Source organism: Streptomyces sp. NPDC049597 (assembly GCF_040675505.1).
GTDB lineage: Bacteria > Actinomycetota > Actinomycetes > Streptomycetales > Streptomycetaceae > Streptomyces.
Genome location: NZ_JBFAOY010000006.1, coordinates 94,627 through 117,093 on the forward strand (window position 1 = coordinate 94,627; position 22,467 = coordinate 117,093).

The 22,467-nt window shown below is 71.8% G+C and carries 20 protein-coding genes, 1 pseudogene and 1 riboswitch; of the genes and pseudogenes, 2 read left to right on the top strand and 19 right to left on the bottom strand.

The genetic code is table 11. From position 1 onward, the window contains the following. Positions 1 to 60 precede the first annotated feature (60 nt). Both AB0K02_RS09885 and AB0K02_RS09890 read right to left on the bottom strand, forming a co-directional pair. Positions 61 to 852 (bottom strand): SGNH/GDSL hydrolase family protein, encoded by a 792-nt coding sequence (locus AB0K02_RS09885; protein ID WP_365991852.1) that lies wholly within the window; start codon positions 850 to 852, stop codon positions 61 to 63. 177 nt (positions 853 to 1,029) lie between these two features. Further along, positions 1,030 to 1,941 carry a LysM peptidoglycan-binding domain-containing M23 family metallopeptidase gene (locus AB0K02_RS09890; protein WP_365991853.1) on the bottom strand — a complete coding sequence of 304 codons (912 nt, stop codon included), beginning with the start codon at positions 1,939 to 1,941 and terminating at the stop codon, positions 1,030 to 1,032. Between the two features lie 4 nt (positions 1,942 to 1,945). Then, a riboswitch (cyclic di-AMP (ydaO/yuaA leader) is annotated at positions 1,946 to 2,102 on the bottom strand. A gap of 734 nt (positions 2,103 to 2,836) precedes the next feature. Here AB0K02_RS09890 and AB0K02_RS09895 point away from each other — a divergent pair. Next, positions 2,837 to 3,649 (top strand): tyrosine-protein phosphatase, encoded by an 813-nt coding sequence (locus tag AB0K02_RS09895; protein ID WP_365991854.1) that lies wholly within the window; start codon positions 2,837 to 2,839, stop codon positions 3,647 to 3,649. Positions 3,650 to 3,667: 18 nt separating this feature from the next. Here AB0K02_RS09895 and AB0K02_RS09900 read toward each other — a convergent pair whose 3' ends face one another. The 17 genes from AB0K02_RS09900 to AB0K02_RS09980 form a co-directional block, all read right to left on the bottom strand. After that, positions 3,668 to 3,841 carry a DUF6126 family protein gene (locus AB0K02_RS09900; protein WP_365991855.1) on the bottom strand — a complete coding sequence of 58 codons (174 nt, stop codon included), beginning with the start codon at positions 3,839 to 3,841 and terminating at the stop codon, positions 3,668 to 3,670. A 13-nt stretch (positions 3,842 to 3,854) separates the two neighbouring features. Beyond that, the gene (locus AB0K02_RS09905; RefSeq protein ID WP_365991856.1) at positions 3,855 to 4,442 is read right to left on the bottom strand and encodes a helix-turn-helix domain-containing protein; all 588 of its coding nucleotides are present in this window, start codon (positions 4,440 to 4,442) and stop codon (positions 3,855 to 3,857) included. Between the two features lie 77 nt (positions 4,443 to 4,519). Further along, positions 4,520 to 5,914 (bottom strand): aspartate aminotransferase family protein, encoded by a 1,395-nt coding sequence (locus AB0K02_RS09910; protein ID WP_365991857.1) that lies wholly within the window; start codon positions 5,912 to 5,914, stop codon positions 4,520 to 4,522. Positions 5,915 to 5,972: 58 nt separating this feature from the next. Beyond that, a complete protein-coding gene (hpnH, locus tag AB0K02_RS09915) occupies positions 5,973 to 6,992 on the bottom strand; it encodes an adenosyl-hopene transferase HpnH (protein WP_365991858.1) in 1,020 nt (339 codons plus the stop codon). Positions 6,993 to 6,997: 5 nt separating this feature from the next. Beyond that, on the bottom strand, positions 6,998 to 7,663 hold the full coding sequence (locus AB0K02_RS09920; RefSeq protein WP_365991859.1) for a 1-hydroxy-2-methyl-2-butenyl 4-diphosphate reductase: 666 nt from the start codon (positions 7,661 to 7,663) through the stop codon (positions 6,998 to 7,000). Then, complete coding sequence (shc, locus tag AB0K02_RS09925; RefSeq protein WP_365991860.1) at positions 7,663 to 9,702, bottom strand: squalene--hopene cyclase; 2,040 nt, start codon at positions 9,700 to 9,702, stop codon at positions 7,663 to 7,665. Before shc ends, AB0K02_RS09920 begins: the two co-directional genes overlap by 1 nt. A gap of 133 nt (positions 9,703 to 9,835) precedes the next feature. After that, on the bottom strand, positions 9,836 to 10,921 hold the full coding sequence (locus AB0K02_RS09930; RefSeq protein WP_365991980.1) for a polyprenyl synthetase family protein: 1,086 nt from the start codon (positions 10,919 to 10,921) through the stop codon (positions 9,836 to 9,838). 38 nt (positions 10,922 to 10,959) lie between these two features. Then, on the bottom strand, positions 10,960 to 12,345 hold the full coding sequence (gene hpnE / locus AB0K02_RS09935; protein WP_365991861.1) for a hydroxysqualene dehydroxylase HpnE: 1,386 nt from the start codon (positions 12,343 to 12,345) through the stop codon (positions 10,960 to 10,962). 202 nt (positions 12,346 to 12,547) lie between these two features. Further along, positions 12,548 to 13,498: a presqualene diphosphate synthase HpnD gene (hpnD, locus tag AB0K02_RS09940; protein WP_365991863.1), complete on the bottom strand. Its 951-nt coding sequence runs from the start codon at positions 13,496 to 13,498 to the stop codon at positions 12,548 to 12,550. Beyond that, entirely contained in the window at positions 13,495 to 14,406 is a 912-nt protein-coding gene (gene hpnC, locus AB0K02_RS09945; RefSeq protein WP_365991864.1) for a squalene synthase HpnC, read from the bottom strand. The genes hpnD and hpnC overlap by 4 nt, the downstream gene beginning before the upstream one ends. A gap of 408 nt (positions 14,407 to 14,814) precedes the next feature. After that, the gene (locus AB0K02_RS09950; RefSeq protein ID WP_365991865.1) at positions 14,815 to 15,612 is read right to left on the bottom strand and encodes an ABC transporter ATP-binding protein; all 798 of its coding nucleotides are present in this window, start codon (positions 15,610 to 15,612) and stop codon (positions 14,815 to 14,817) included. Further along, entirely contained in the window at positions 15,605 to 16,534 is a 930-nt protein-coding gene (locus AB0K02_RS09955) for an ABC transporter permease (protein ID WP_365991866.1), read from the bottom strand. Before AB0K02_RS09955 ends, AB0K02_RS09950 begins: the two co-directional genes overlap by 8 nt. Positions 16,535 to 16,618: 84 nt before the next feature. Then, positions 16,619 to 17,503: a glycosyltransferase gene (locus AB0K02_RS09960; RefSeq protein WP_365991867.1), complete on the bottom strand. Its 885-nt coding sequence runs from the start codon at positions 17,501 to 17,503 to the stop codon at positions 16,619 to 16,621. Further along, the gene (locus tag AB0K02_RS09965) at positions 17,500 to 18,279 is read right to left on the bottom strand and encodes a CDP-alcohol phosphatidyltransferase family protein (protein ID WP_365991868.1); all 780 of its coding nucleotides are present in this window, start codon (positions 18,277 to 18,279) and stop codon (positions 17,500 to 17,502) included. Before AB0K02_RS09965 ends, AB0K02_RS09960 begins: the two co-directional genes overlap by 4 nt. Beyond that, the gene (locus AB0K02_RS09970) at positions 18,257 to 19,318 is read right to left on the bottom strand and encodes an iron-containing alcohol dehydrogenase family protein (protein ID WP_365991869.1); all 1,062 of its coding nucleotides are present in this window, start codon (positions 19,316 to 19,318) and stop codon (positions 18,257 to 18,259) included. The genes AB0K02_RS09965 and AB0K02_RS09970 overlap by 23 nt, the downstream gene beginning before the upstream one ends. Then, positions 19,306 to 20,043, bottom strand: a complete 738-nt coding sequence (locus AB0K02_RS09975; protein ID WP_365991870.1) for a phosphocholine cytidylyltransferase family protein — start codon at positions 20,041 to 20,043, stop codon at positions 19,306 to 19,308. Before AB0K02_RS09975 ends, AB0K02_RS09970 begins: the two co-directional genes overlap by 13 nt. Next, complete coding sequence (locus AB0K02_RS09980; protein WP_365991981.1) at positions 20,040 to 21,854, bottom strand: DUF5941 domain-containing protein; 1,815 nt, start codon at positions 21,852 to 21,854, stop codon at positions 20,040 to 20,042. The genes AB0K02_RS09975 and AB0K02_RS09980 overlap by 4 nt, the downstream gene beginning before the upstream one ends. Positions 21,855 to 22,140: 286 nt before the next feature. Between AB0K02_RS09980 and AB0K02_RS09985 the strand changes: the two are divergent. Continuing rightward, positions 22,141 to 22,409, top strand: a pseudogene (locus tag AB0K02_RS09985) (UDP-glucose 4-epimerase GalE); the annotation flags it as partial. Positions 22,410 to 22,467 lie beyond the last annotated feature (58 nt).

The following is a 22,467-nucleotide window of genomic DNA, read 5'->3' on the forward strand; positions in this document are numbered from 1 at the left end:
GCTCGCGGCACCATGACGGAGCGCCCGGGGCGCGGGCCCCGGGCGCTGTGCCGGCTCCGCTCAGAGCGGCAGCAGGTCCGGGCGCTTGGCCGCCACGTGGTCGCCGGAGCTCTCGCCCCGCAGCCGCCGGCCGATCCACGGCACCAGGTACTCCCGCGCCCAGTGGATGTCGTCGCGCCGCACCTCGAAGGCACCGCGCGGCGGGAGCGGCGGCCAGGGCTGGTCCGGGTCGGCGGGTACGTCGAGACCGAGCACCTGGGCGGCGCGCAGGGCGACGCGGGTGTGGCCCTCGGGCGACAGGTGCAGCCGGTCAGCGTCCCAGGCACGCCGGTCCTGAACGGACTTGAGCGACCACAGGTCGAGGACGGGGCAGTCGTGGCGGTCGGCGATGGCCCGCACGTGCGCGGTGTACGTGGCGATCTTTCCGCGCAGATGGCGCAGGACCGGCACGTCCCGGGTGTCGAAGCCGGTGGTCACCATGACCGTGCCGACCGAGCTCTTGAGGTCGGCGACCGCCCGCTCGAACCGCTCGGCCACGTCGTCCGGGTCGCTGCCCGGCCGGATGATGTCGTTGCCTCCCGCGCAGAACGTCACCAGGTCTGGGGCGAGTTCCTTGGCCCTCGGGACCTGCTCGTCGACGATCTGGTCGAGGAGGCGGCCGCGTACGGCGAGGTTGGCGTACCGGAAGGTGTGTTCCGGCGTCAGGTCGGCGAGCAGCACCGCGAACCGGTCCGCCCAGCCGACGTACGTCCCGTCGGGACCGGGGTCTCCCACGCCCTCGGTGAAGCTGTCACCGATCGCCGCGTACGACCCGAATGCGCCCTTGTTCTCTGTTCTCGAATCGTCTGCCACGGGAGCACATCTTTCCTTTACGGATGTGACCTACGCGACCGTAAGGAGGGGTTGACGCGAGGTGATCTGTGCCACCGGTCAAGTTTCCACCAAGCCGGAATACGCGGAATCCCCCGCTCCGCCGCCGGACGGAACGAGGGATGCGCGGTCGGCGGCCCAACGGGCCACCGGAGTACGTCAGATGGAGACGCCGTGCTGGCGCAGGTAGGCCAGCGGGTCGATGTCGGAGCCGTACGACGGGCTGGTGCGGATCTCGAAGTGCAGGTGCGGACCGGTGGAGTTGCCGGTGGAGCCGGACAGACCGATCTGGTCGCCGCCCGAGACGCTCTGACCGCTGGAGACGGACAGGGAGGAGAGGTGGGCGTACTGCGAGTAGGTGCCGTCGCCGTGCTGGATGACGACCTCGTTGCCGTACGAGCCGTTCCAGCCGGCCGAGACGACGGTGCCCGGGCCGACGGACTTCACGCTCGTGCCGCTTCCGGCGATGAAGTCGACACCGGTGTGGTACCCGCTGGACCACATGGCGCCGGACGCGCGGTACGGCGTGGAGACACCGCCGCCGACCGGAAGGGTCCAGCCGGAGGACGCCGGGGCGGCCTTCTCGGCGGGGGCCTCGGCAGCGGCGGGAGCGGCCGCGGGAGCGGCGGGAGCGGCGGTCCGCGAGGCGTCGCGCGAGGACCGGGGCGTGGACTCGGAGCGCGGCTCGGGGTCGTTCTTCGCCTTCGACTTCGCGTTGATGGTCAGTTCGAGACCCGGGTGGATCAGCGCCGGGTCCGCACCGATGGCGCGGCGGTTGTCGTTGTAGAGCTTCTTCCAGCCGCCGCGGACGTTCTGCTCGTCGGCGATCTCGGCGAGGCAGTCCCCGGCGACGACGGTGTACGTCTTCGGGGCCTTCTTCTCGGCGGCCGGAGCGGCCGCCGGGACCGAGGCCGGGGCGACCTTCTGGGGAGCGGCGGCGGGGGTCGCGGCGTTGGCGCCGGTCGCGCCGAGCAGCGGCAGGGCTATGGCGGCGCTGCCCGCACCGGCGACGGCGAAGCCGCGGGTGAGGGGGTGGGACTTGGGACGGCGGTGCTTACCCTTTCCGGGCATGGCGCATTCCTCTCCGGCGCCTGCGAGGTGAGCTGTCGGGTTCGGGCTGGAGGTGCCCGTTCGCACTTGTTGCACGAATTAACCCCGAGCCGTCCGAATTCTTCGGATACGGCGTACTACCTGGGTCCCCCGCTCCTGCCACGCGTGGGTGGGTTCGAAGTCCGGTCGGCGGCAGGATTAGGCGGTCCGTCCGGATTGAGCGTGACCGTAGGCGAGTCCACCGGGCGGAACAAGCCGCGAATTCCCCCCGACTTTCACCGTCGTGTTTTCCGGGCCGCTCCGGTCGTCACCCTCCGTGGACGAGAGGCGGTCAATTCCCTTGCAGACGACGGAATTGACACGGGGAAAGCGGGCACGTTCCGTCACGAATATGATCCTGCTCACGAGCCACGGCCCATCTCACCCGCAGGCGGGGCACGTTATCCGCAAAGCCTCAATTCGGACAGAAGGCGCGAATAATCATCTAAGCGTGCACTTGGGTGTCAAGATCGGTCCACAACGCCCGACTTCGTCCCCTGCTGCCGCACGGCCTGCGGCGGAACCCTCTCATCGTCCGTTTCCGGTCATCCTGAATTCAGCCGCGTCGGCTCCCAGGGATACGCCCCGCGAATGACGGCAGTTCCCCCGCACCCAAACGGAATCCGACCGGACCGGTGCCGGCTCCTCGGTTTCGGTCACGGCGCCGGCAATTCCACGCGGAGCCCGTCACGCCGTGCCGCGGGTGCGAGGCGGACACCGCCCCTCGTAACGGTGCCGGGGCGGCGGTCCCACAGCCGCGCCCGCGGGCACCGAACGCGCCCCGACCGACATGGTTGCCTCATGAACCTGTGCCGTATCGTCGGATCGCGCCATCGTCGGCGAACGGCGCCGACGGCCGTCACCTGAAGGAGTCCACGTGACGCAGCAGCTGCCGCAGGCCCCGTCGACCGAGCCCCGGCTGGCCGGGGTGCGAAACTTCCGGGACGTGGGCGGACTGCCGACCGTGGACGGCGGGCGCGTGCGGCACGGCCGGCTCTACCGCAGCGGACACCTCGCGCACGCCACCGAGAGCGACGCCGCCTTCCTCGCGTCCCTCGGGCTGCACACGATCTTCGACTTCCGCAATGCGGCGGACCAGAGGCTGGAAGGCCCGGACGTCGAGCTGCCGGGCGTGCGCAACGTCAATCTCCCGCTGAGCGACCCGGCCGACGGCGCGGAGTTCTGGAAGATGGTCCGGGACGGCAACCTCGACCAGCTGAAGTCCATCCTCGCCGACGGCAAGGGCGCCGCCCGGATGATCGCCTCGTACCGGATGATCGTCAAGGAGCGGACCGCCGAGCACAGCCGCGTCCTGCACGCGCTGGCCGAGGACAGCGTCCCGGCGCTGATGCACTGCGCGGCCGGCAAGGACCGCGCCGGCCTGTCGATCGCGGTGACCCTGCTCGCCGTCGGCGTGGAGCGCGAGGCGATCGAGGCGGACTACCTGAAGTCCAACGACCCGCACCGCCGCTACAAGGTCAAGCGCGGCGACGACTCCCCCGAGGCCATGTCGGAGGAGGTCATGGACCTGCTGAGCCCGCTGTTCGACGCCCGCGCCGCCTATCTGTCCGCCGCGTTCGAGACGATCGAGGAGACATGGGGCGGCACCGAGCAGTACCTCGCGAAGGGGCTCGGGCTCTCCGCGCAGACGCGTGAGCTGCTGCGCGAACGGCTCGTCGAGGAGGGCTGAGCCCCGGGCGGGCGCCGCCTACTGGTTCTGGCCGCCCACGAGGAACAGCAGGTAGAGGAACGCGGCAACGAGGTGCCCCGCCACGAGGTAGGCGAACAGCCGGATGACCAGGCCGCGCGGGAAACGGTCCTCGCGCCTGTTCTCGGGCGCGTCGGCCAGGGGCTTGTCCAAGGGGTCCCATGTGGGCGTCATCACAACCTCCGGGTCAGGCGTGCGGGTGCGGATCGGGACTCTGCAGCAGGGTGTGCATGAAAAGCAGCTCCGCGCCCTCCGGCGTGGCGGCCGCGATGCGGTGCGGCGTGAGCGAGTCGAAGTGCGCGCTGTCCCCGGGCGTCAGTTCGTGGACGGCGTCGCCGAGTCCGAGCCGCAGCCGCCCGGCGAGGACATACAGCCACTCCTCGCCCGGGTGCACCCGGATCAGATCGCCCTGGGTGCCGTACGGGACGACCACCCGCAGGGCCTGCATGGCCCGGCCGGGGGCACCGACCTGGTGGTACGTCCAGCCGTCGGCGGTCGCCGGTTCGCGGCGGCCGGCCCGGATGACCGGCTCGCGCTCGGGCGGGAGCTCGCCGAGAACCTCGGCGACCGTCGTACCGTAGATTCTGGCGAGGGCGAGCAGCATGGGCAGCGAGGGCTGCCGGTTGCCGGTCTCGAGCCGGGACAGGTGGGCCGGGGACAGGCCGGCGCGCTGGGCGGCGGCCTCGAGGGTCAGCCCGCGGCGGCGGCGCAGATCGCGCAGCCGCGGCGCGACCTGGTGCAGCCCCTCGCCCGTCGGTGCGGCGGAAGTGGTCATGCGTCCATTGCGCCAGGCTCTTGCCCCAGAGGCAAGTTTCTTGCCTCATAGGCAAAAGGCCCGCGACGGCGGTGTGCTCAGCGGTTGACCATGGCCTGTCTGACCAGCGTCTTGCCGAAGTCCCACACCAGCCCGCCGCCGTTGTGGGCGTCGTCCATGACCGCCGTGAACGCCGCCACGAACCGGTCCACCTCGCGCTCGCCGATGATCAGCGGCGGGATCAGCTTGATCACTTCCATGTGGTCGCCGGACACCTGGGTGAGGATCCGGTGCCGCTGCAGCAGCGGCACGACGACCATCTGCGCGAACAGTCCCTTCCGGGCGGCCTGCAGCATGGCCCACCGGCTGCGCAGCCGCATCGACTCCGGGCGCCCGAACTCGATCCCGATCATCATGCCGCGGCCGCGCACCTCACGCAGCAGCTCGTAGCGGTCCACGAGCGCGGCGAGCCGCGCCCGCAGCAGCTCGCCCGTCACCCGGGCGTTCGCCACGACGTGCTCGTCCTCCAGCACCGACAGGACGGCCAGGCCCGCGGCCATCGCCTGGGCGTTGGATCCGAAGCTGGCGGAGTGCACCAGCACCCGGTCCATGGACGAGTAGACCTTCTTGAAGATCCAGTCCTTGGCGAGTGTGGCCCCGACGGGGACGTAGCCGCCGGACAGGGCCTTGGCGAGGCAGATCATGTCGGGCTCGACGCCCGCCTCGTACTGGAAGGCGTAGAAGTCGCCGGTGCGCCCGATGCCCGTCTGCACCTCGTCGGCGATCAGCAGCGCCTTGTGCCGGTGCAGCAGCTCCTGCGCGGCCCGCAGGAATCCCGGCGGGCTCGGCAGCACGCCCTTGCCCTGGATGGGCTCGACGATCAGACCCGCGACGTCACCGCACCGCAACTCGCGCTCCAGGCCGTCCAGATCACCCGGCTCGATCGCCGAGTCGGGCAGCAGCGGCTCGAAGCCCTGCCGGAATCCGGGCTCGCCGTTGACCGAGAGGGAGCCCGTGGTCAGACCGTGGAAGGAGTGTGTGCAGTGGAGCATGCGCGGCCGCCCCGTGGCGTACCGGGCGAACTTCAGCGCCGCCTCCACCGCCTCCGTCCCGCTGTTGCCGAAGTACACGCGGTCCAGGTGCGGGGTGTGGGCGAGCAGCTTCTCCGCGAGCAGACCCGGCAGCGGAGCGCAGTCGAAGCGGGTGAGGTCCGGCAGCGAGGCGTCGAGCACGTCGTGCAGGGCCTTTCGTACGACCGGGTGGTGGCGCCCGAGGCCCATGACGCCGAACCCGGCGAGCATGTCCAGGTAGTCGTGTCCGTCGGCGTCCCAGAAGTACGCGCCCTCGGCCCGCTCGTAGACCTTGTCGAAGCCGATGGTGTGCAGCACGCGCGGCAGCTGGTGGTTGAGGTGACGGGCGTGCAGCTCGTAGCGTTCGGCCCCCCGCCGGGCCAGCAGTGTCGCCAGGTCGAAGCCCTTGGATGCCTCGCTCATCACTCAGTTCTCCTTGCCTGGGCCCTCGGCGGGCCGGTCCTGGGCTGCCGCCGCGGGATCACCGGCCGGCGCTGATCGTCTCGCGGGCGGCGCGCAGGGATTCCTTGAGCGAACCCATGGTGGCGAGCACGGCGGTCGGTTCGTACCCGCAGTGCGCCATGCAGTTGGCGCAGCGCGGGTCCTTGCCCCGTCCGTACTTGCTCCAGTCGGTGTCCTCGATGAGTTCGCGGTAGGTGGGGACGTAGCCGTCGCTCATCAGGTAGCAGGGGCGCTGCCAGCCGAAGAGCGAGTAGTTGGGGATGGCCCAGGCCGTGCAGGGGAAGTCGGCCTTGCCTTCGAGGAAGTCGAGGAAGAGCGGGGAGTGGTTGAGCCGCCAGCGCCGCCGGTTGCCCCCGGCGAACGCCTTCCTGAACAGTTCGCGGGTCTGCTCGACGCCGAGGAAGTGCTCCTGGTCGGGCGCCTTCTCGTAGGCGTACGCGGGCGAGATCATCATCTCGTCGATCTCGAGGTCGTCGTTGAGGTAGTTCAGCACCTCGATGACGGTCTGGGGGGTGTCGGTGTTGAAGAAGGTCGAGTTGGTGGTGACACGGAAGCCGCGGCGCTTGGCCTCCTTGATCGCCTCCACCGCCTCGTCGAACACCCCCTCCTTGGCGACCGACTCGTCGTGCCGCTCGCGCAGCCCGTCGATGTGCACGGCGAAGGCGAAGAACGGCGACGGTGCGAAGTCGTCGATCTTCTTGCGCAGCAGCATCGCGTTCGTGCAGAGAAAGACGTACTTCTTCCGGGCCACCAACTGGCGGGTGATCTCCCCGATCTGGGGATGCATCAGCGGCTCGCCGCCGGCGATGGAGACCATCGGGGCCCCGGACTCCAGCACCGCTCCGACCGCCTGCGCCACCGGCATCCGCTGCTTGAGCACGCCGGCGGGATGCTGGATCTTGCCGCATCCTTCGCACGCGAGATTGCAGGCGAACAGTGGTTCGAGTTCGACGATGAGGGGAAACTTCTCACGCCTGCGGAGCTTCTGTTCGAAGAGATAGGTCCCGACCCTGATGGTCTGGCGGAGTGGCATGGCCATCTGGCTCACCTCCTGGGGAGCAGCAAAGAACGGTGCCATTCGTAAAAAGCGGGAAGGACGGCACGAAGAACACGGAAAGCCGATATTCCACCGCGCACCGTGCTGATACGGACCAGTTCGTGCTCCGGAGCATCCACGACCACCCGGACGGCCGCAACCGGGCGGGGGCCGGCGCGCAGCGCGCTGCTCAGCGTGACCGCGGACTCCATGTCGACGGCGATCGCCCCGGTGGCCTCCAGGCGGGCGCGCTCGCCTCCCCGCACCACATGGTCGACGCCGGTCAGCAGACCGCCGTGCACGGTGCGTCCCGGCACGGCCCTGGCGACCGCCCGGCGCAGCAGGCCGGCAGCCGTGCACGCGGTGGTGACCTCGTCGACGCGGGTCTCGTCCGCGACGACCAGGTCACCGGGGTGCATGCCCGGGGCGAGCCCCGCGCAGAAACCGGAGGCGACGACGGCGGCCTCGCGCAGCGGCCCGCTCGCGCAGGCGGCCAGCACGGCCCGTTCCGCGTTGACCGGCCCCATCCCGGTGCGCAGCACCGTGACGTCCCCGGGCCGGCCGTCCGTGTCCAGGCCGCGGACGCCGCTGCGCAGGGCGGCCTTCTCGATGCCGAGCGCGCAGGCGATCAGCAGCCGTGCGGCGGAGCCGGCCGGCTCCGGGGGTCGGGCCATCAGCCCCCCTTGCGGGAGTGCGCGCGGGCGGCGGAGGGTTCGCCGTGCACGAAGCGGCCCAGCGCGGTGAGGGGGAAGACCTGCCGGTACAGGTGGTAGTTGATCGAGAAGTCCCAGGGGAAGCCGGTCCCGGTGAACTGCGGCTCGTCCCAGGAGCCGTCGGCGCGCTGGGCGCCGGCGAGCCAGGCGACGCCCCGCCGGGCGGCCCTGCCGTCCTGCTCACCCGCCGCGATCAGCGCCAGCAGCGCCCAGGCCGTCTGGGAGGCGGTGGAGGGGCCGTGCCCGATCCACTTCTCCTCGCGGTAGGAGCGCAGGTCCTCGCCCCAGCCGCCGTCGTCGTTCTGGACCGACTCCAGCCAGCCGACCGCCCGGCGCACGGCCGGGTGGGACACGGGCAGTCCGGCCGCGGTGAGCGCGGGAACCACGGAACCGGTCCCGTAGAGGTAGTTGACGCCCCAGCGGCCGAACCAGGCGCCGTTCGGCTCCTGTTCGGCGAGCAGCCACTCGATCGCCCGGCGGGTCCGCGGGTGGCCGGCCTTGCCCTCGTACGCCAGCATCTCCACGACGTGCGCGGTGACGTCCGCCGACGGCGGGTCGATCACCTCGCCGAAGTCGCAGAACGGCAGCCGGTTGGGGAACGCGCTGGTGTTGTCGGCGTCGAACGCGCCCCAGGCGCCGTTCCTCGACTGCATGCCGAGGCTCCAGCGGGCGCCGCGCTGGACGGCCGCGTCCAGACGCTCCGGATCGGGGTGCCTGACCCTGCGCAGGGCGAGGATGACCTCGGCGGTGTCGTCGATGTCGGGGTAGTTGTCGTTGTGGAACTCGAACGCCCAGCCGCCGGGCGTCAGTCCGGGCCTGCGCACGGACCAGTCCCCGGGCCGTACGACCTGCTCGCTGAGCATCCAGTCGGCGGCCCTGACCAGCGCCGGATGGTCGGCGGGCAGGCCAGCGTCGGCCAGCGCGATGGTGGCGAGGCAGGTGTCCCAGACCGGCGACTGGCACGCCTCGATCATGCGGACGGGCAGCCCGTCCTGCTCGTACCAGACGGCGAACCGGTCCAGCGACTCGAGGCCCGCCCGCATCACCGGGTGTTCCAGGTCGTAGCCGAGCAGGTACAGCGCGATCACGGAGTACACGGCGGGGGGCTGGATGCCGCCCCAGCAGCCGTCGTTCTCCTGGCGCTCGATGATCCAGCGGGCCGCGCTGTTCATCGCGGTACGGCGCAGACGGCGGGGGGCGACCTTGTGGTACAGATGCAGCGCCTTGTCGGCACGCTGGAAGAACCCGTCCCAAGTCCGGGCCGGGGCAAGCGCCTTGGGCGGGCTGGGGTTGTCCGGGTCGGTGTGCAGCTCGTCCAGCGGGAAAGGCGCCGGACGCACGGGCCGCTTGGCGGACACGACGGTGAGCGGGACGATCGTCTGGCGTGCCCACTGGCCGAAGTCGTAGATGTTCAGCGGGAACCACGGCGGCAGGAAGATGAGTTCCGGCGGGAGCTCGGGCAGCTCCTCCCACTTCCACCAGCCGAACAGGGCGAGCCAGATCCGGGTGAAGACACGGCTCGCGGCGATGCCGCCGCGCGAGCGGATCCACGCCGCCGCGCGCAGCATGTGCGGGTCGTCGGGCCGGTCCCCGGCGAGCCGCAGGGCGACGTACGCCTCGATGGTGGTGGACAGTTCACCGGGGCCGCCGTAGAACGTCGCCCAGGTGCCGTCCTCACGCTGCCGCCCGCGCACGAAGCGGGCGGACGCCTCGGTGGTCCGCTCGTCCTGGATGCCGAGGAACTGCCGCAGCAGCAGATCCTCCGCGTCCATCGTCACGTTGGTCTCGAGGTCGCCCTTCCACCAGCCCTGGGCGTCCTGGCGTCGGAGCAGATGGTCGACCGCCCGTTCCACCGCCTTCCCGGCGGCCTCGCGGACGTCCGCCGGGGCCTTCGGCCCCGTGGCCGTCGTGGCCGTGCCGGCGGCGGGGGCGGTCGTGTTGCCGGCAGCGGCAGCCGAGGCCCGCAGGGGCCCGTTGCCTCCGTCGGTCGTCGCTGTCATGGCTTCCCCTTCGTTGCAGTGGTCCTCTGCTGTGCTGGGGTCTCCGTCGGCCGGTGACGCTCGGTGTCACCGGCCGGCGACGCGATTCATATGGCGCGGCTGCTGCTCCGCCTCGTGCTGCGTGTGATGGTGATCATCTCTTCCGTACGACGACGAAGTCCGCGAGCGCCACGAGCTGCGCGCGGATCCGTTCCGGCATGTCGATGCCGTCGAGCGCCTCGATCGCGACGGCGTGCTGGCGACGGGCCTCCTGGGAGGTCCACTCGCGGCCGCCCGCCTCCTCGATCAGGGCGGCCCTGGCGGCGAACTCCTCCTCGGAGAAGCTGTCGAAGTCGTTGCTCTTGGCGTCGGCCGCGAGCAGCTCGCCGAGGCGCTCGGAGGCCGGGCCGCCGGCGGCGAGCGCGGCGACGACCGGCAGGGACTTCTTGCGCTGGCGCAGGTCGCTCCACGTCTGCTTGCCGGTGGCGACGGGGTCGCCCCAGATGCCCAGCAGGTCGTCGACGGCCTGGAACGCCAGTCCGAGGTGGTAGCCGTACGCCTCCAGGGTGTCGGCGGTACGGTCGTCGGCGCCGCCGAGGACCGCGCCGATGGAGACGGCACAGGCCAGCAGTGCGCCGGTCTTGTTGCCCTCCATCTCCAGGCACTCCTCGACGGTGACCCGCTCGCGGTGCTCGTAGGAGATGTCCTGGGCCTGGCCGTCGATGAGCTTGCGCGTCGCGGTGGTCAGGCGGCGGGTGGCGCGGCCCGCCTCCACCGTGCCCATCTCCAGCAGGAGTTCGTTGGCCAGCGCAAAGAGGGCGTCGCCGACGAGGATGGCCTGCGCGGGGCCGTGCACCTTCCACACCGTGTCGCGGTGCCTGCGCTGCTCGTCGCCGTCCATCAGGTCGTCGTGCAGGAGCGAGAAGTTGTGCACGAGCTCGACCGCGACCGCGCCGGGAATGCCGACCTCGGGCGCGGCCCCGGCCGCCTCGGCCGACAGCAGCGCGAGCGCGGGGCGCACCGCCTTGCCGCCGTCGCCGGCCGAGGGGCGGCCCTCGGCGTCGATCCAGCCGAAGTGGTAGGCCGCCACGGTGTCCATGGGCGGGGCGAGCCGGCTCACGGCGGCGCGCAGCACCGGGGTGGACAGGGTGCGTCCGCGCTCCAGCAGCGCGGCGATGTCCGTGTCTTCCACGGCCTGGGCGGTCTGTGCGGTGTCTTCAGCCGGGTTCGCCGAGGGCACTGTCGGCACGCTTACTCCTCTTTTTCCAGTACTGGTGCTCACGCCGCCTCCTTGAGCGGATGTTCATGGCGACGGCCGAGCGCGGAGAGCGCAGCACCGGCGGCACTGAACCCGCTGCGCACGGCACCCTCCATGGTCGCGGGCCAGCCGGTGGCAGTCCACGCGCCAGCAAGGTACAGGCCGGGGGCACGCGTGCGCGCGCCCGGCCGCAGACGGCCGACGCCGGGGGCGGGCGCGAACGTCGCCGTGCGCTCCCGGGTGACGAAGAAGTCGCGGACGTGTGCGCCGCGCGCGGCGGGCAACAGCCGTTCCACTTCGGGCAGGTAGCGCTCGCGCAGCACGGCGACGGGATCGTCGATCTCGTCCTTGGCCGCCGACTGCGACAGCGCCAGGTACTGGCCCTCGGTGCACCCGGAGGCGTGGGTGCGGTCGAAGACCCACTGCACGGGCGTGCCGAGTGCGGCGAAGAACGGGCGGCGCAGCACCTTGCGGTCGTACAGGACATGGACGTTGAGGATCGGGGCGGTGCCGATGTCCAGCAGCCGGTCGGGGTCGTCCAGGGCCCCTTCCGGCAGCAGGGCGTGGGCCTCGCGCTGCGCCACGGCGAGGACGACGGCGTCGGCGTACAGCGTCTCGCCGCCGGCCGCCACCCGCCAACGCCCGCCTCCGGCACGGGTGATGCCCCGCACGCGGGCGGAGAGTTCGGTGCGCACACCCGCCGCGTCGAGCGCCTTGCGGGCCAGGGTGTCGTGCAGTTCGCCGAGGGGTACGCGCGCCCAGCCGATGTCGGCGGCGCCGGGCTCGGAGAGCAGCCCGGTCTTGAAGACCATGGCGGCGAGGCCCATGGAGGCGTGCGGCGCGCGGGCGTTGAGCGTCGCGACGCCGACGAGGTCCCACAGGGCGGCGACGGCCCGCGGCGACTGGCCGTGCCGGCCGAGCCAGGTGGCGAAGTCGATGCCGTCGAGCGCGGGGTCGGCGGGGTCGAGCCTGCCCAGCGCCATCGCGGCGCGGGCGACGCCGACGCGCTCGGCGAGCGAGAGGTGCGGGTAGGCGGCGAGCCCGCCCGCGAGGTGCAGCGGTACGGGCAGGGCGGTACGCCGCAGCCGGCCGAGCCGCGGTCCTCCGGGTGCCGCCGCGTCGAGCACGTGGACGTCCAGCCGGTCCTGCACGGGCGCGAGCGCGGCCGCGTCGATGCGCTCGAGGAACCAGCGGTAGGCGGTGCAGCAGCGCAGGTAGACGTGCTGGCCGTTGTCGACGGTGAGGTCGCCGCGGCGGAAGGAGAAGGCGAGTCCGCCGAGGCGGGGCCGCCCCTCCAGGAGGGTGACCTCGAGTCCGCCTTCGGCGAGTTGCAGCGCGGCGGTGACTCCGGCGATACCGCCGCCGACGACCACGGCGTGCCGACCCGGGGTGTCGTCGCCCGTCATCGGCTCCCCCTCCTCCGAGGCGTCACGGACATGCTCTCCGGCGCGGGTGCCACCAGGGGCGCACGATGCGCGTGAGGCCCTGGCACGGCCCGGCGGGGCCGTGACGTGGGCCGCTGCCTCACGACCGCGGCCGCGGCGGCGTGCGGCCCGGGCCGGGCGAAAGTGGCGAGCGGCCCTCGGGGGGCCGCGGCCGCGAGGGTGCTCACGCGCGGCCCCCCTGTGTGCGGCGGCCGATGTGGTGGGCGTCGACGCCCGAGAGGCCGCGGAGCGCCACGTACGCCTTCTCGTGGCCGGGCAGGGAGACCCGGCCGCGCAGCACCGCCCCGGGGTCGCGCTCGATGCGGTCGAGCAGGCGGCGGTAGATGCCCGCCATGGCGGCGACGCAGGCACCGCTGCGGCGGTCCAGCATGGGCAGCAGCCGGTAGCCCTCGGCGAACAGCGCACGGGCGCGGCGCACTTCGAAGTGGACCAGGCCCGCGAAGTCGGCCCCCGGCGGCGGGGTCGTGCTGTGGAAGCCCGCGGAGCAGCCGAAGCGCGCGAGGTCGTCGGCGGGCAGGTAGCTGCGCCCGTTGGCGGCGTCCTCGCGAACGTCGCGGAGGATGTTGGTCAGTTGAAGGGCGAGGCCGAGCGTATCGGCGTACTCGGCGGCGCGTTCGGTGCCGCGTGCGCCGGGCAGGGTGCCGAACACGCCGAGCGAGAGCCGGCCGATCGCGCCCGCGACACAGCGGCAGTAGACCTTGAGGTCGTCCCAGGTCTCGTACGTCCTGCCCCGCACGTCCATGAGGACGCCGTCGATGAGCTCGTCGAGCCCGTCCAGCGGCAGGGGGAAGCGCTGTGCCGCGTCGGCGAGCGCGACGGCGACGGGGTCGGTGTCGTCGTTCTCGACGACGCCCTTGCGGACGCGGTCGAGCAGTTGCCGGGTGTCCTCCAGCCGGGCGTACTTGGCCTCGGGCGTCAGCGCACCGTCACCGATGTCGTCGATCCGCCGGGAGAACGCGTACAGGGCCGACATGGCCTTGCGCTTGTCGGCCGGCAGCAGCCGGATGCCGTAGGCGAAGTTACGGGCCTGCTGCCCGGTCACGACCTCGCAGTAGCGGTACGCGGCCTGCACCGGCGCGGGTGTCTGGGGCGATCCCTCCATCGTCCGGCTCATCCCTTCCTGCACGCTTCTCGCAAGACCGCTCCCGTTTCGCGCAGCACATGTGCTTTCGCGGCTTTGGGCGGTCCGGGCAGCACATCATGTCCGGCCGTGGCGATCGCGGCGAGGGCGGCGCGCCCACCGCCGACGAATCCGGCGAGGAGCAGCCGCAGCCTGCCGTGCACGCTGCCGACGAGCGCCGTGCCCTCGTCGAGGAGGTCACGGGCCCGCCCGCACTCGTAGGCGATCAGCGCCCGCACCGAGGCGTTCGCCGTGGGGGCGGCGAGGTCCTCCTCGGTGACGCCGAAGCGCGCGAGGTCCTCGGCGGGCAGGTAGACGCGGTCGCGGGCGAGGTCCTCGGCGACGTCCTGGAGGTGCTCGACGATCTGCAGCGCGGTGCACACGGCGTCGGAACGGCGGATGCGCTCGGGGCTCGACGTGCCGGTGACCGCGAGGACCATCCGGCCGACGGTGGTGGCCGACAACTCGCAGTAGGCGAGCAGGTCGTCCCAGGTCCCGTAGCGGCGGACGAGCTGATCCTGCCGGTTGGCGGCGACGAGGCCGAGGAAGGGCTCGGGGGTGAGCGAGTGGCGGCGGACGGTGGGCCGCAGGGCGCTCAACAGCGGATGACGCGGGGTTTCGCCGTCGAAGACGCGGCGCAGGTCGGCCTCGAAGGCGTCCAGGAGGACGAGCGGGTCGTCGGCCTCGGCGGGGTCGACACCGAGGCTGCGGGCGTCGGCGCCGCCGGGGGCGAGGTCGCCGTCACCGATGTCGTCGACGAGACGGGCGAATCCGTAGACGGCCATGAGGTCATCGCGCCAGTCACGCGGGAGGAAGAAGGGTGCGACCGGAAAGTTCTCGTCCGCGGCCTTGTCGAGGGTCGCGCGGGCGGACGCCTCGTGCGCCTCCCCGGCGGCCGTCACCGCGCACTGCCCGGTACGGGGACGGCACAGGCGTCGCGGAGCTGGAGAGATTCCGTCATGGCCGTCACATCTCCCGTTCTACACTGCCGACCCAATACATCCTATTTCGGACACGCCGCCGCCCGTCCTCACCTCCGGTGACCGTCCCGCCCCCGAGACGTGAGGGACAAATCCCCTCACTTGCCGCGATTCCGCACCGCTACAGCTTACGTCGTACAACGCGCGACACAGTCCCGGGGTACCGCCCGCCCCGGGGCAGACGCGTCGATTCACCCCAACCTCCCCTGGACGCACAGGACTTCGCCCTTGCGTTCCGAGCGGATCAGGGGGGACACGGCGACAGGACCCACCCCGTGCACGAGGCCCCCGCCGCTCGGCCTGCGGCGGGGGCCCGGGGCGTGGTGACGGCTACTTGCCGGTCTCCTTCTCGTACGCCTTGATGACCTCGTCGGTCGGGCCGTCCATCAGCAGCTCGCCCTTCTCCAGCCACAGGACCCGGTCGCAGGTGTCCCTGATCGACTTGTTGCTGTGGCTGACCAGGAAGACCGTGCCGGCCTCCTTGCGGAGCTCGCGGATGCGCTCCTCGGAGCGGATCTGGAAGCGGCGGTCGCCGGTGGCCAGGGCCTCGTCGATCATCAGGACGTCGTGGTTCTTGGCGGCGGCGATGGAGAAACGGAGCCTGGCCGCCATGCCGGAGGAGTACGTGCGCATGGGCAGGGTGATGAAGTCGCCCTTCTCGTTGATGCCCGAGAAGTCGACGATGCCCTGGTAGCGCTCGCGGATCTCCTCACGCGACATGCCCATGGCCAGGCCGCCGAGTATGACGTTCCGCTCGCCCGTGAGGTCGTTCATCAGCGCCGCGTTGACGCCGAGCAGCGAGGGCTGTCCGTCGGTGTACACCTTGCCGCTCTCGGCGGGCAGCAGGCCGGCGATCGCCCGCAGGAGGGTCGACTTGCCGGAGCCGTTGGTGCCGATGAGGCCGATGGCCTCGCCGCGGTAGGCGGTGAAGGACACACCGCGTACGGCGTGCACCTTGCGCACCCCGCGGGACTCGCCCTTGTCGCGCCGCAGGATCCGGCTCAGGGCCGCGGTGGCGCTCCCCCTGCCACCGCCGCCCGCGTTGACGCGGTAGACGATGTGCACGTCGTCCGCGATGACGGTCGGCACGCGTGCGGCGGACCTGATGTCGTTCTTTTCGTCAGCCACGGCCGTAGCGCTCCTCAGCCTTCCAGAAGTACACGAAGCCCGCGAAGCCGATCACGACGGCCCAGCCCAGGGCCGACGCCCACACGTGCGAGGGCAGGTTCTCGGAACCGTAGCCGTCGATCAGTGCGAACCGGACGAGGTCCATGTACAGCGCCGCCGGGTTGTACATCAGGACGTCGGCGATCCAGGCCGGCCGGTCGGCGAGCATGACCGGGATGGAGAACATCACACCCGACGCGTACAGCCAGGTCCGCATGACGAACGGCATGAGCTGGGCCAGGTCCGGGGTCTTCGCACCGAGCCGCGCCATGATCATGGCCAGCCCGGTGTTGAACAGGAACTGCAGGGCCAGCGCCGGGACCACCAGGAGCCACGACCAGGTGGGATAGCTGCCGAAGATCACGACGATGACGACCAGCACGAGCATGGAGAACAGCAGCTGCTGGAGCTGCTGGAGCGCGAAGGAGATGGGCAGCGAGGCGCGTGGGAAGTGCAGGGCCCGCACCAGGCCCAGGTTGGACGAGATCGCGCGGACGCCCGCCATCACCGAGCTCTGGGTGAACGTGAACACGAACACACCGGTCACCAGGAAGGGCACGTAGACCTCGACCGGCATGCCGCGGCTGGCCTTCAGGATGAGACCGAAGATCAGGAAGTAGACCAGCGCGTTGAGCAGCGGGGTCGCCACCTGCCACAGCTGGCCGAGCTTCGCCTGGCTGTACTGGGCCGTGAGCTTGGCCTGCGAGAACGCCAGGATGAAGTGGCGCCGCCCCCACAGCTGCCTGACGTACTCGGCGAGGCCGGGACGGGCACCGGAGACGGACAGTCCGTACTTGGCGGCGAGCTGCGCCGGCGAGAGGCCGTCGTCGGGCGACGGCGTAGGGCTCATCGCGACGGCACCGTCATGGGTTGTGTCACTCACAAGTTGAAACTTCCGTGTTCACGATGCGGGGCTGATCGGGGCTCTGTGTGTCCTTCGGCCCAGATGCTCTCAGAACCGAGCTTGTCAGACGACAGGAGGTCGGCCCAGCTTGGTGAGCCGCCACACAGTACGCCACTTCATGGGACGGCGCGGTCCGCAGGGGGTCCGCCATCCCTCCGCGAAGCCCCTGAACCACGCCTTCAGCGCGGGCACCGTGGGCCGGCGCAGCAGCGTGAGCAGCACCCACACGCCCAGGTAGACGGGGATGAGCGGCGCGGGCAGGTTGCGGCGGGCCACCCACACACGGTTACGGGCCACCATGCGGTGGTAGACCGCGTGCCGCGAGGGCGGCATCGTGGGGTGGAGCAGGACGATGTCCGCGCGGTAGTCGATGGCCCAGCCCGCGTCGAGCGCGCGCCAGGCGAGGTCGGTCTCCTCGTGGGCGTAGAAGAACTCGTCGGGCAGCCCGCCGACCTGCTCGATGACCTCGGTCCGCACGGCGTTGGCGCCGCCGAGGAAGGTCGTGACGCGCGAGGAGCGCATCGGGTCACTGGCGCGCAGCCGCGGGACGTGGCGGCGCTGGGTGAGCCCGGTCTCGGGGTCGGCGATGCGGAAGCTGATGATGCCGAGCCGGGGGTCGGCGTCGAAGGCCTGGCGCACCAGTTCGCCGGTGTCGGCGCCCGCCAGCAGGCCGTCGTCGTCGAGGAAGAGCAGGACGTCGACGTCCCTGCCGGACGGGCCGAACGCCTCGATGCCCACGTTGCGCCCGCCCGGGATGCCCAGGTTCTCAGGCAGGTCCACGGTCCGCACGCCGTCCGGGACGTCGAGCACGGGGGCGCCGTTTCCGACCACGACGACCTCGATCCGGTCGCCGTGCTGCTTGGCGACCGAGTCGAGGAGCGCGCGCAGTTCGTCGGGGCGGTTGCCCATGGTGATGACGACCGCGCCCAGCTTGAGCGGAGCGGTCATTTGAGCCTGCTCGACGCCAGGATCGAGACCAGGTGCAGCACGGTCTGCAGCAGCGCGATGCCGGCCAGCACGGCGACGCCGAGGCGCGAGAAGAACAGGTCGCCCCGGAACTGGTCCAGGACGGCCAGCACCAGGATGAGCAGGGACGCCTCGATGCCGAGGACCAGCCGGTGGAACTTCAGCGCGGCGGCGGCCCGGCGGGCGAGCGCCATGCCGGAGGAGCGCGGCTCGGCCGCCGCCTCCTTGACCGGGGGCAGGCCGCCCTGGTGGCGGGCGACGCCGACCAGGTCGGTCTCCGCCTTGATCAGGATCGCGCCGAGCGCGGCGAGCGTGCCGAGGAAGGCCCACAGCCAGTCGATCCGGCCGCTGCCCCACAGGTCCGCGGCGCGCAGGCCGAAGCCGACCAGGACCGCCGCGTCGCACAGGTAGGCGCCGACCCGGTCCAGGTAGACGCCGGACAGCGAGAACTGCTTCTTCCAGCGGGCCACCTCGCCGTCGACGCAGTCGAGCAGCAGGTACAGCTGAACCGCCACCACGCCGAGGACGGCACCCCAGATCCCCGGCACCAGAAGGGCCGGAGCGGCGAGGACGCCCGCGAGAGTCATCAGGTAGGTCAGCTGGTTCGGCGTGACCCGGGTGTTCACCAGGCAGCGGGTGACGCGCAGCGAGATCTCCCGCATGTACAGGCGCCCGCCCCAGTGCTCTCCGCTGCGCCGGTCCTTGACACCCGCCGGGTGAACGACCGGACGCAGTTCAGCTACGGATGGTCTTGGCATAGTCGGCGTACGCGTCCCTGATCTGATCGGTGGTGAGGTCGAGGTGCTCGAGGACGGTGAACCGTCCCGGGCGGGTCTGCGGTGCGTACTCCACGGCGCGGACGAACTCCTCCGCGGAGAACCCGATCTCCTCCGGCAGCACCGGCAGCCCGTGCCGGCGCAGTGCCTCGGCGAACAGGACCGCGTCCTCGCGCGCACCGCGCAGGTGCATCGCGAACGCGGCTCCGAGGCCGACCTGCTCGCCGTGGCTGGCGGCCCGCTTGGGGTAGAGGAGGTCGAAGGCGTGGCTGATCTCGTGGCAGGCGCCCGACGACGGCCGCGAGTCGCCGCTGATCGACATGGCGATGCCGGAGAGCACCAGGGCCTCGGCGAGGACGGTGAGGAACTCGTCGTCGCCGACGCCGCCGGGGTGGCGCAGCACGGACTCACCGGCGGTGCGGGCCATGGCCGCGGCCAGGCCGTCCACCGGCTCGCCGTTGACGCGGTGGGACAGCTCCCAGTCGGCGATCGCCGAGATGTTGGAGATCGCGTCGCCGATGCCGGAGCGGACGAAGCGCACGGGGGCGTCGCGGACCACGTCGAGGTCGATGACCATGGCGATCGGCGAGGGCACGCCGTAGGAGCCGCGGCCGTTGTCGTTGTCGAGGATGGAGATCGGCGAGCACAGGCCGTCGTGCGCGAGGTTGGTCGCGACGGCGGCGAGCGGAAGCCCGACCCGGGCAGCGGCGTACTTCGCCACGTCGATGATCTTGCCGCCGCCGAGGCCGACGACCGCGTCGTAGCGGCTGCCCTTGATGTCGTCGGCGAGCTTGACCGCGGAGTCGATGGTGCCGTCGCAGACCTCGTACCAGTCGGCGCCCGGCAGCGCGGGGGCCAGACGCTCGCGCAGCGCCTGCCCCGAGCCGCCGCTGACGGCGAAGGCGAGTTTGCCGGACGCGGAGATGCGCTGGTCCGCCAGGAGCGCGGCCAGGTCGTCCAGGGCTCCCGCGCGGATGTCGACGACGACCGGCGACGGGATGAGCCGGGTCAGTACAGGCACGCGATCTCACGGCCCTTCGCGAGGTCGTCGTGGTTGTCGATCTCGACCCACCTGACGTCCCCGATCGGGGCCACGTCGATCGTGAAACCGCGATGGACGAGCTCCTGGTAGCCGTCCTCGTAGTAGAGGTCCGGGTCCCGCTCGAAGGTGGCCTTCAGCGCGTCGGCGAGGTCGGCGGCGGCGTCGGGCTCGATGAGGGTGACACCGATGTACTCGCCGGTGGCCTCGGCCGGGTCCATGAGCTTGGTGATCCGCCGGACGCCCTTGCCGTCGGCGGTGACGACCTTCATCTCCTCGTCGGCGAGGTTCTTCACCGTGTCGAGGGCGAGGATGATCCGCTTGCCGTTTCCGCGGGCGGCGAGCAGCGTCTTCTCGACCGACACGGGGTGCACGGTGTCGCCGTTGGCGAGGATGACGCCCTCGGCGAGGACGTCACGGGCGCACCACAGGGAGTAGGCGTTGTTCCACTCCTCGGCCTTGTCGTTGTCGACGAGGGTGAGCTTCAGACCGTACTTCGCCTCCAGCGCCGCCTTGCGCTCGTAGACGGCCTCCTTGCGGTAGCCGACGACGATCGCGGCCTCGGTGAGGCCGATCTCGGCGAAGTTGCCGAGGGTGAGGTCGAGGACGGTGGTGTCGCCGTCCACAGGCACGAGGGCCTTCGGGAGCGTGTCGGTGTAGGGGCGAAGACGCCGTCCGGCACCGGCTGCCAGTACGAGGCCGATCATGCGGGTTCTCCTTCGTCATGTACTGCGGGTGCGCTCGAGGACACCCAGAAGCGGATGCTCTCGGCCAGCACCACGAGCGCGACAGCCACGGCGATGACCGCCAGCGCGATGGTGAAGTCCGTGCCGTTCAGCAGGAAGGCGGCCAGCGCGACCGCCAGGACCCGCCCCTCGTGCCCGCCGATCACCCGCACCAGCCAGTGCGGGGGCGCACCCGTACCGCCGCGTATGCGGTACACCGTGTCGTAGTGATGGTAGGCGACTGCCGCCACCAGCCCGAAAGCTGCCGGCAGCGCCCCGTTCACCTCGGCGCGAGCGGCGATGACGAGGACGGTGCCGTACTCGGCGGCGCGGAACACCGGCGGCACCAGCCAGTCGAGTGCGCCCTTGAGGGGCCGCGCGACCGCGATTCCCGAGGTGACCGCGTAGGCGGCGGCCGCCGCGACGGTCCACATGGAGCCGAAGCCGGTGAAGGCCGCTGTGGCCACGACCGCGGCGGCGCCGGTGACGGCGGCCGCGAGCGGTGTGAACCAGGGGAGGCCGCGCACGCCCTTCGCGGTGGCCCGCGCCACAGCCTGGGCCACCGGGCCGGAGTCGGCGAGGTCCGCGAGCGCCCGGGCGGCGCGGTCGGTGCGATGAGCTCTCCGGGTGAGGGAGCGCAGCACGCGGCCGGCGGTGGTGTAGCAGGCGGCGAGGGAGCAGCCGACCAGCAGGGCCCAGAAGACGATCCGGGGGGTGGTGACTGCCGTGAGCACCGCGATCATGGCCCAGCGCTCGCCGATCGGCAGCACTATCATCCGGCGCACCCACACCGTCCAGCCGACGCTGTCGAGTCTGTTGGAGAGGGCGGCCGTGGGACTCGTGTTCCCGGTGGCGTCGTGGTTGGCCTCGTTGAACGAGAAGTCGACGACGTGCCGGCAGGTCTGCAGGACCATCGCGCCGAGCGCGAGAGCCCATACGTCGTCACCGCCGCGTGCGGCGCCGAGGGCGAGACCGGCGTAGTAGGCGTATTCCTTGGCGCGGTCGAAGGTGGCGTCCAGCCAGGCGCCCATCGTCGAGTACTGCAGCGAGTAGCGGGCGAGCTGGCCGTCGGTGCAGTCCAGGACGAAGGAGACGAGCAGCAGCAGTCCTGCCGCGACGAAGCCCGCGCGGGTGCCGGTCGCGGCGCATCCGGCGGCGATCAGCGCGGTGAGCAGCGAGGCGGTGGTGACCTGGTTGGGGGTCAGTCCGCGGCGGGCGCACCAGCGGGCGATGTAGCGGGAGTACGGGCTGACGCAGAACGTCGTGAAGAAGCCGTCGCGCGCCTTGACGGCGGAGCGCAGGCGGACGGCCTCGTCGTCGACGGCCTCCACCGCCGCGCGGGCCCGGTGCCTGTGCTCCGCCTCCGCGGGCACCTCGGCGACCAGGGAGCCGAGCTCCGGGCGGTGCACGGCGGTGCCCGCGGCTTCGAGTGCGCCGGCGACGTCGTCCACCAGTCCGGCGCCGGTGACGGCGGCCGCCCCGGCGGGCACGGTCGCCGTGGCCGTGCGCACGGCCGCGGTCAGCGCGGCACGGGCGGCCGGCTGGGCGGTCAGCGCCCCGGTGACGGCGGCGGCCGGGAAGCGGGGGTCGGTCAGGGCCAGCCGCAGGGCGTGGACGTGGCCGACGAAGCGGGGGTCGACCAGGGCGACGCGCTCGGCCGCCGGCACGTCCGCGACGAGGGCGGCGGTGTGCTCGGGACCATTGGCGACGTGCACGCTGAAGCCCAGCGACCGCAGATCGCCTTCGAGCGGCGATCCGGGGACCGGCGGACCGGTGAGGATGGCGGTCGACAGACGAACTCACTCCTTGGAGCTGACGATGCACTGGCACAGCGGCTCGGCCCGGTCCCCCGGGCGGCGGCACGTCGGCTGAGGCTATCGGATGAAGGGGAGCGGGAATTCATCGGCCGTTCACGCCTCGGAGGCCCGCCGGGATCATCATGGTCGATCACCGCCGCGCCGGACAAACCGCGGCCGGACGCCGGGCAGGGGGAGGGCGGCCCGCAACGCGGCGGGAGGGTCTCGGAGGGCGCTGCCTGAGGTGGCCGTCATGACGTGGCCCCGGCGGCCGGCCGAACCGGACGCCGCCGGCGATCTGACGGTGGACGTCGGACGCGGCGCGGGGGGTCTCGGTGCGCGAGCTCGCCGATCCGGTGGCAGAAGTCACCGGTGGGCCCTTCCTCCCCGTCGTGGAGGAGCGCCGGCCCGGGGGACGCCGCGAAGGCGGTCTCCTCGGTCGATCCGAGTACCGAGGAGCCCGGTTCGGCGGCCTCCCCCGGGGTGCGGGAGAGGGTCGATTCCGCCTGGGAGGGCTGGCTCCGGCGGCACCCGGACGCCGCGCCCGACTGATCGCACAGGCGTCTGACCTGCGGGCATTTCCGCAGGTCAGGGCACATGACAACGGTGT